General features: G+C 61.9%; 8 protein-coding genes. 1 reads left to right on the forward strand and 7 read right to left on the reverse strand.

Going from position 1 to position 6037, the window contains the following annotated elements; genetic code table 11:
* Positions 1–2 precede the first annotated feature (2 nt).
* The 3 genes from JQ641_RS37280 to JQ641_RS37290 form a co-directional block, all read right to left on the reverse strand.
* Positions 3–464 (reverse strand): MaoC/PaaZ C-terminal domain-containing protein, encoded by a 462-nt coding sequence (locus JQ641_RS37280; RefSeq protein ID WP_212002232.1) that lies wholly within the window; start codon positions 462–464, stop codon positions 3–5.
* A gap of 33 nt (positions 465–497) precedes the next feature.
* A complete protein-coding gene (locus JQ641_RS37285) occupies positions 498–686 on the reverse strand; it encodes a hypothetical protein (RefSeq protein WP_212002233.1) in 189 nt (62 codons plus the stop codon).
* A 158-nt stretch (positions 687–844) separates the two neighbouring features.
* Positions 845–1309: a GFA family protein gene (locus JQ641_RS37290; RefSeq protein ID WP_349628689.1), complete on the reverse strand. Its 465-nt coding sequence runs from the start codon at positions 1307–1309 to the stop codon at positions 845–847.
* 168 nt (positions 1310–1477) lie between these two features.
* On the opposite strand from JQ641_RS37290, the gene JQ641_RS37295 reads away from it, so the two are divergent.
* Positions 1478–1798 (forward strand): DUF6665 family protein, encoded by a 321-nt coding sequence (locus JQ641_RS37295; protein WP_212002235.1) that lies wholly within the window; start codon positions 1478–1480, stop codon positions 1796–1798.
* 27 nt (positions 1799–1825) lie between these two features.
* Here the strand turns inward: JQ641_RS37295 and JQ641_RS37300 are convergent, their stop codons facing one another.
* From JQ641_RS37300 to JQ641_RS37315, 4 genes are all read right to left on the reverse strand, one after another.
* A complete protein-coding gene (locus JQ641_RS37300; RefSeq protein ID WP_212002236.1) occupies positions 1826–2788 on the reverse strand; it encodes an aldolase/citrate lyase family protein in 963 nt (320 codons plus the stop codon).
* A 235-nt stretch (positions 2789–3023) separates the two neighbouring features.
* The gene (locus tag JQ641_RS37305; protein ID WP_212002237.1) at positions 3024–3167 is read right to left on the reverse strand and encodes a bacteriocin; all 144 of its coding nucleotides are present in this window, start codon (positions 3165–3167) and stop codon (positions 3024–3026) included.
* A 139-nt stretch (positions 3168–3306) separates the two neighbouring features.
* Positions 3307–3894, reverse strand: coding sequence for a GNAT family N-acetyltransferase (locus tag JQ641_RS37310; protein WP_212002244.1), 588 nt, complete (start codon positions 3892–3894; stop codon positions 3307–3309).
* A 128-nt stretch (positions 3895–4022) separates the two neighbouring features.
* A complete protein-coding gene (locus JQ641_RS37315) occupies positions 4023–5441 on the reverse strand; it encodes an APC family permease (protein WP_249151164.1) in 1419 nt (472 codons plus the stop codon).
* Positions 5442–6037: the final 596 nt, after the last annotated feature.

Below are 6037 nucleotides of genomic sequence, written 5' to 3' on the forward strand. Positions count from 1 at the left end.
CGTCAACTCGCGGCCGGTGCGTCCGGCCGCTTTGCAACGAAAATATTCGAGATGCATTCCAGCACCGTCTCGCGCTTCTGATTGCGCAACAGGTTTCGATTGCGAACGATTCCCCAGTCGGGCTTGGATTTCGACTGGCGCATTTCCAGTACCGTCATTTCGAGATCGAGCTGATCACCCGGGCGTACCGGGTTCGACAGTTTCAGCCCTTCCCAGCCCAGTCCCATCAAGACCTGGTAATGCGGCTGCAGCTGACTCGACAGCAAGATGTAGATCGCAAACGTATTTGAGCCCGACGCCGTCAGGCCTCCAAAGACCGATTGTGCCGCGGCTTCCTCGTCGATGTGGCGGGGTATCGGATCATACTGTTTTGCGAAGCGGATAATCTCGTCCTTGGACAGCAGGTAGGGGCCCGCGGCGCTGCGCATGCCGATGTCCAGTTCTTCGAAATAGAGGTTGGCCATGGAAGCCTCCGGACCCTGCACGGTGGGCGGAGCCTATGCTTCCTGGTCGACCTTCGCCATCTCCAAACCTTGTTTGCGACCGCATGCAATGCCTTGGGCAATTGCCCGGGCGACGATCTCGGCATCGTCGTCGGAGAGCCGTTTGAGCGGCACCAAGGAGCACACGATCTGACGTGCGCGTTGCAGGTCCATCTCCGTAACAACGGGCCGCTTGATGGGCATTTTGACAGCCTCACGACCAAGGAGGGCGGTAATGCTACCATGGCTGGGTAGATTTCAGTTATGCGTTTGCGCCGCCGCAAGGCAGGCTTCAGCCTCGCGAACGGCATTACTCGCCCACGTCGAAGATACCGCGTCCATTTCGTGCCGATAACAAACAGCTATTGGGTTGGGTCTGGTGCCCGCGGAATGTCGCTGATATCCATGGCCCAGGGTAATGCCGAGCGGCACCAACCCTGATATTTTGGAACCAGCTGCGCGCGTTGCTTCGCCGTCCCAAGGCGCAGGCTGAACACAACACGGTCATCCAATGACGTGGAGTAAATGGCCGAACCGCAATCGGCACAGAACGCCAGCGCACGTTTGTTGCCGCTGTCGGCCGTTTTTATGTAGATCTTCGGTTGCCCGTGGAGCTTGAAATTCTCTGCCTTCACCGGAACGGTGAAGCGGTAGGGCGCGCCGGAAAAGGCCTGACAGTCGGTACAGTGGCAAATAGTGACGTAGTCGGGATTGATATCCGCCTCGTAGCTGATCCGCCCGCAGTGACAGGCGCCGTCAATTTTCATTCTTCCCTTGCTTCCCTTGCCCGCCGGGCCGTCCGATCCCTCCACGATTGCCTTGGACAATTGCGTTCTCCCAGATCGTTCGAACCAGCGTGGAACGAAGCGAGGCGCGGACAGCATAACTCCAAGCTCCCCTGCGCGCTAGCGAACCGGGATTGGGGCCTTGAACGGCCCCGCGCCGACTAATAATAAAAGATAAAGTGGGCAGGCCATGCTTCGGAGCGCGCCGCTATGGCGTTCGATTTACTTCAATCCGGATACGCAACTCTCCAATACGAGATCGCCGAGGAGAGGGCGTCGGCACTCGGACGGCTTGGACGGCGGCTCGAGGCCGCGCTGACGGCACTTGCCGCATGTCCGCGGACCGCCAACTCCGATCGAAAAATCCGCGATGGTCTCGTCGAACAGGCGGGGTATGCGCTCTGGCTCTTCGTCGTGCAGCGCGAGGCCTGCGGTCTCAACAAGATCGACCACGTGATCAAGCTCTACGGGGTGCCGAACGAGGTGCTTGCCCGCATGGGGCCATTGCCGAAAGCGCGCCCTCCGGCGTAATCCAGCGGCCGCCCCAATCGGCTCCAGCTACACCGGCAACTTTCGGTTCTGGTGTGCCCGGCCCTTGATGGCGGCGGCCTCGCTATGCCCCGCGATCACGCGCACGCCCTCGTCAATCCGTATCGTGATGTTGTCGGCCGTGCAGCCTTGCAGGAACGCGACGCCGTTGTTGCGGCAGGCCGCCAGAATGCGATTCCGCGCCGCCTGCATTTCCCGCGGAAAGGGCTCGCTTGGAATTTCGCGATAGCCGAGCGAAAGACTGAGGTCGCCCGGGCCGATCTCGGCAAAGCCCAGTCCGGGTACGCCAAGGATCTCCTCGCAATTGGCGACGCCCTCGGGGCTTTCCAGCTTCACGCCCAGCAACAACTCACCTTTCGGATTGAGCGGCCAGGGATCGCAGCGCGCCATATATTCCTCGGTCGACAGGCCCCACACAGGTGCCGCGGTGGTTTCCGATCCGCGCCCCCGCGTGCCGATGCCGAGCAGCTTGCGGCCGGCGGCGTCGGTGCCGCCGTCTTTTGCGCGTATCGCGCCCGCCATCCGTGCCAGCGGCGAGGGGATCTCGGGATCGACGCCATCCGTGTTGTGCGGATAGCGGCAGGATTCAACGAAGGCCCGCACCGCGTCGGCGGTTTCCGCCTGGCACAGCAGGATGCCATGCACGCCGCGGCCGAGGATCTGGCGGAACTGCCAGGCGTTGTAGCGCACATGCGCGGCGTCGATGCCATTCACCGGCGCCTCGACAATGACAGTCGGCGTGCGATGCCCCGACCGCGTCGGCCCGGCATCGACCATGCCGCGCATGTACTCGGCAAGGCCGGCCATATCGAAGGCGCCGTGCTCCATGCCGACATTCATGTAGTCGGCCCAGGTCCCGGCATCGATGCGGCCCTGCGCATGAGTCAGCACATGGCCGCTGTGCGGGCCGTCATAATAGATCGCCTGATCCTGCTCCAGCAGTTCGACGCAGCGACTGATCCGCTTGCCCATCAAGGGTTTCCTCCGACAGTTTTCCGCGATGCCGGCGCAAGGCTAGCACGCTGCCGCGCCACGATGGACAGGGGCGGTGATCACTATCGCGCCGAATGTGCAAAAGCGTTGTCGGGAAAACAGGAAATGGGCCGCCGCATCCGGCAGCCGGCCAGCGATCGATCGGAATGACGCCTTGAAGCCGGCCGAGGGCCACGGAGCGGGCTGTTGCCTCAGTCCGCTCCGCGGACCGTGGTCATTTGAACATGCCGAGAATCCACTTGATGAGCTGATCCATCGGCGAAGGCTTTGGATAGGGCAGCGAGCCATCCCTGGACGCAGCCATGCCTCCGTACACCGCGGACAACTCGTCGATGTTCAACTCGTGATCGTTTTGCATCCGTTGATCTCCTCTCAAGCGATGGACGCCTCATCCACCGTGCCGGAGAGGGTAGAACGGGCGCTCAGCCGAGGGTGTGATCCACGTCACGAACTCTGCAGGGTGTGCGCGGATCCGTTGAACCAATCCGCCTGTCGGCTCACGGTCGGGCCCGCAGCATGGGCGTCAATGCGGGGGACGAGCCGCTTTGTATCCTGCCGATAATCTTGAAGCCGTGGCGTTCGTACAGGGAAATATTGCGCGGGTTCGAGCTTTCGAGGTAGGCGGCGGCGCCTCGCTCGTCGCAGCGTCGTAGGGCGTGTTTCATCAGCAGCGCGCCGAGTCCTTGCCCGATCCATTTCGGATCGGCGGCGAAGAGGGGCAGGTACCAATGCGGCTCATGGGGATGATGCTCGGCCATGCCTTTCATCAGGACGCCGACATCCTCGGCGATCTCCGGGCGCAGGGAACCCTCCATGACGGCGCCCATCGCCGCTTCGTCGGGCTCGACGCCCGGCGGCAGCCACAAGGCGGCGGCGCGCGCGCGTTCGGTGATGTCGGCCGTGCCATGGTCGAATGCGCGGCCGCCAAAGGCTTTGACGAATCGCGGCATCACCCTGAGATATTCGGACGGGTCGGGCCAAACCCAGCGCGTCATCGGGTCGGACGCAAAGCCGAGCACGATGGTGCTGATGACGGTTTTCTCGATGCTTGCGTCCGCTGATTTCACTTCCGGCACGGCCGACATCAGGTCATCCCTCATTTCGATCTGGTCACCGCCCAATGTAGGTGTGCGAATGCCTTCTTTCCAGGCGTTGGAACCTGAATGCTCGTCGTGGTCGGTGAGCCCCGCAGATCGTCGACGCGGATCGCCGGTTAGTTGACGGGCCCGCCGCGACCCAGATTTTCCACATCCGGGTCGGCGCGCGTCACCCCGGTCGCGCGGTTGACCATGACCGTGACGAACCAGAGAACGACGCCGACCGCGAGCAGAACGCCGGCGATGCGGTACTGCACCGGGTCACGGCCGGTCCAGGGACCGGTCAGGAAGGCGCAGAACACCGCCCCCAGGATCGGCAGAATGGTTGGCGTGCGGAAATGCTGATGATCGACAGGGTCGCGCCGCAGCACCAGCACCGCAACATTGACCACCGTGAACACGCACAGCAAAAGCAGCGCCGTGGTGCCTCCGAGCGCCGGCACCTCGCCGACAAAGGTGATCAGTCCGAAGGCCAGCAGCGTCGTGAAGCCGATCGCGACATAGGGCGTGCGGCGCGTCGCATGCACCTTGCCGAGGGTGGGCGGCAGCACATGCTCGCGGCTCATGCCATACACAAGGCGGCTGGCCATAAGCATGTTGATGAGCGCGCTGTTCGCCACCGCGAACATGGTGATGAAGCCGAAGATCCAGAGCGGGAAACCGGGCGCGCCTTTTTGAACCACTTGCAGAAGAGGGGTCTCGCCTTCGCCCAATTGCTCCGGAGCCACCAGCGTGATCGCGGAAATCGAGACCAGCACATAGATGACACCGGTAATCGCCAGGCCCGCAAGCAGCACTTTTGGAAAATGACGCGTTGGATCCTTGCATTCCTCGGCCATGTTGACCGAATCCTCAAAGCCCACCATCGCGAAGAAAGCGAGCGTGGTTGCTGCGATCACCGGCCAGAACATGCCGCCATCAGGGGTCGTGCGAAACTGCATCACGCGCGAAACGTCGCCCTGGCCGAGGCCAATGGCCCAAAGGCCGATGACGATAATGATCAAGAGGCCGGTCAGCTCGACGCAGGTGAGCACCACATTGGCTTTCACGCTTTCGCCGACGCCGCGGAAGTTGACCGCGGCAACGACAGCCATGAAAGCAAGACCCGTGACGGTGATGCCAAAACCGGTCAGTCCGAGCCCCATCGCGTGCGACATGTTCGCCGCGAACGCCCGGGAGGCCGTCGATGCCGAGGTGATCCCCGAGCACATCACCGCAAACGCGACGATGAACGTGATGAAATGGATACCGAAGGCCTTGTGGGTATAGAGGGCGGCGCCCGCCGCTTTTGGATATTTCGTGACCAGTTCGAGATAGCTGAACGCGGTCACCAGCGCGACGACGAATGCCACCACGAAGGGCAGCCACACCACCCCGCCTACCTGCTTGGCGACCTGGCCCGTCAGCGCATAAATCCCGGTGCCGAGAATGTCGCCGACGATGAACAGGAGGAGCAGCCAGGGGCCCATGACCCTGTGAAGGCTAGGTTCGACGCTGCTTGACGGGGTACCGGCGTTGACGGTGACATCGGCCATCGTACGTCCTTTCCACTCTCGGTAGCGCCGATGCAGTGTATCGGCAGTTGGAGATTTGTGGAAGGTGCGGGTTAAACCATTCACAGCTCGGTGCACCGCACTGCGGGACGTTGCTTGGTCGGTTCTCTCGTCATTGCGAGCGTAGCGAAGCAATCCATATTGCGCCAAGCCGTGCCATGGATTGCTTCGCTGCGCTCGCAATGACGGTTGACTGCGACAAAACAACCCGACGGGCAAATCAATTCTGAGTTTCAGAAATCGTGTCAAGTAGAAAATTTCTGTAAATCAAAAATATATTTGTTGTCGGTCGACCCAAATCAGTGCGCATCTATCGTCATCCCGTCCTGGTCAGAAGGGCGTCGGCCGTCGTCACGGACGTTGGGCGGGTTGCGGTGGACGCTGGTCTACGTCTGACGATGGCGTGGATCGAGCGTACGGCAAAACCGTGTGGTCCTGGCGCCCGTTGCTGGCGTCAAGCCGTCGGCTTAGCGCAAGCTGAACCGGTGGTGACGGAGTCAACAAGAACTCGTCTCCGGGGAGATCACGGCATAAGCCGTAAAGCCATTGCGCAGGGAAGGCCGGGTGTTCACCGCTGC

Source organism: Bradyrhizobium sp. JYMT SZCCT0180, from assembly GCF_018130165.1.
Classification (GTDB): Bacteria; Pseudomonadota; Alphaproteobacteria; order Rhizobiales; family Xanthobacteraceae; genus Bradyrhizobium.

What these genes read in the sequence shown, in the direction of transcription:
- JQ641_RS37280 (WP_212002232.1), bottom strand. Translation starts at nt 464, where the DNA reads ATGGCCAACCTCTATTTCGAAGAACTGGACATCGGCATGCGCAGCGCC.
- JQ641_RS37285 (WP_212002233.1), bottom strand. Translation starts at nt 686, where the DNA reads ATGCCCATCAAGCGGCCCGTTGTTACGGAGATGGACCTGCAACGCGCA.
- JQ641_RS37295 (WP_212002235.1), top strand. Translation starts at nt 1,478, where the DNA reads ATGGCGTTCGATTTACTTCAATCCGGATACGCAACTCTCCAATACGAG.
- JQ641_RS37300 (WP_212002236.1), bottom strand. Translation starts at nt 2,788, where the DNA reads ATGGGCAAGCGGATCAGTCGCTGCGTCGAACTGCTGGAGCAGGATCAG.
- JQ641_RS37305 (WP_212002237.1), bottom strand. Translation starts at nt 3,167, where the DNA reads ATGCAAAACGATCACGAGTTGAACATCGACGAGTTGTCCGCGGTGTAC.
- JQ641_RS37310 (WP_212002244.1), bottom strand. Translation starts at nt 3,894, where the DNA reads ATGTCGGCCGTGCCGGAAGTGAAATCAGCGGACGCAAGCATCGAGAAA.
- JQ641_RS37315 (WP_249151164.1), bottom strand. Translation starts at nt 5,441, where the DNA reads ATGGCCGATGTCACCGTCAACGCCGGTACCCCGTCAAGCAGCGTCGAA.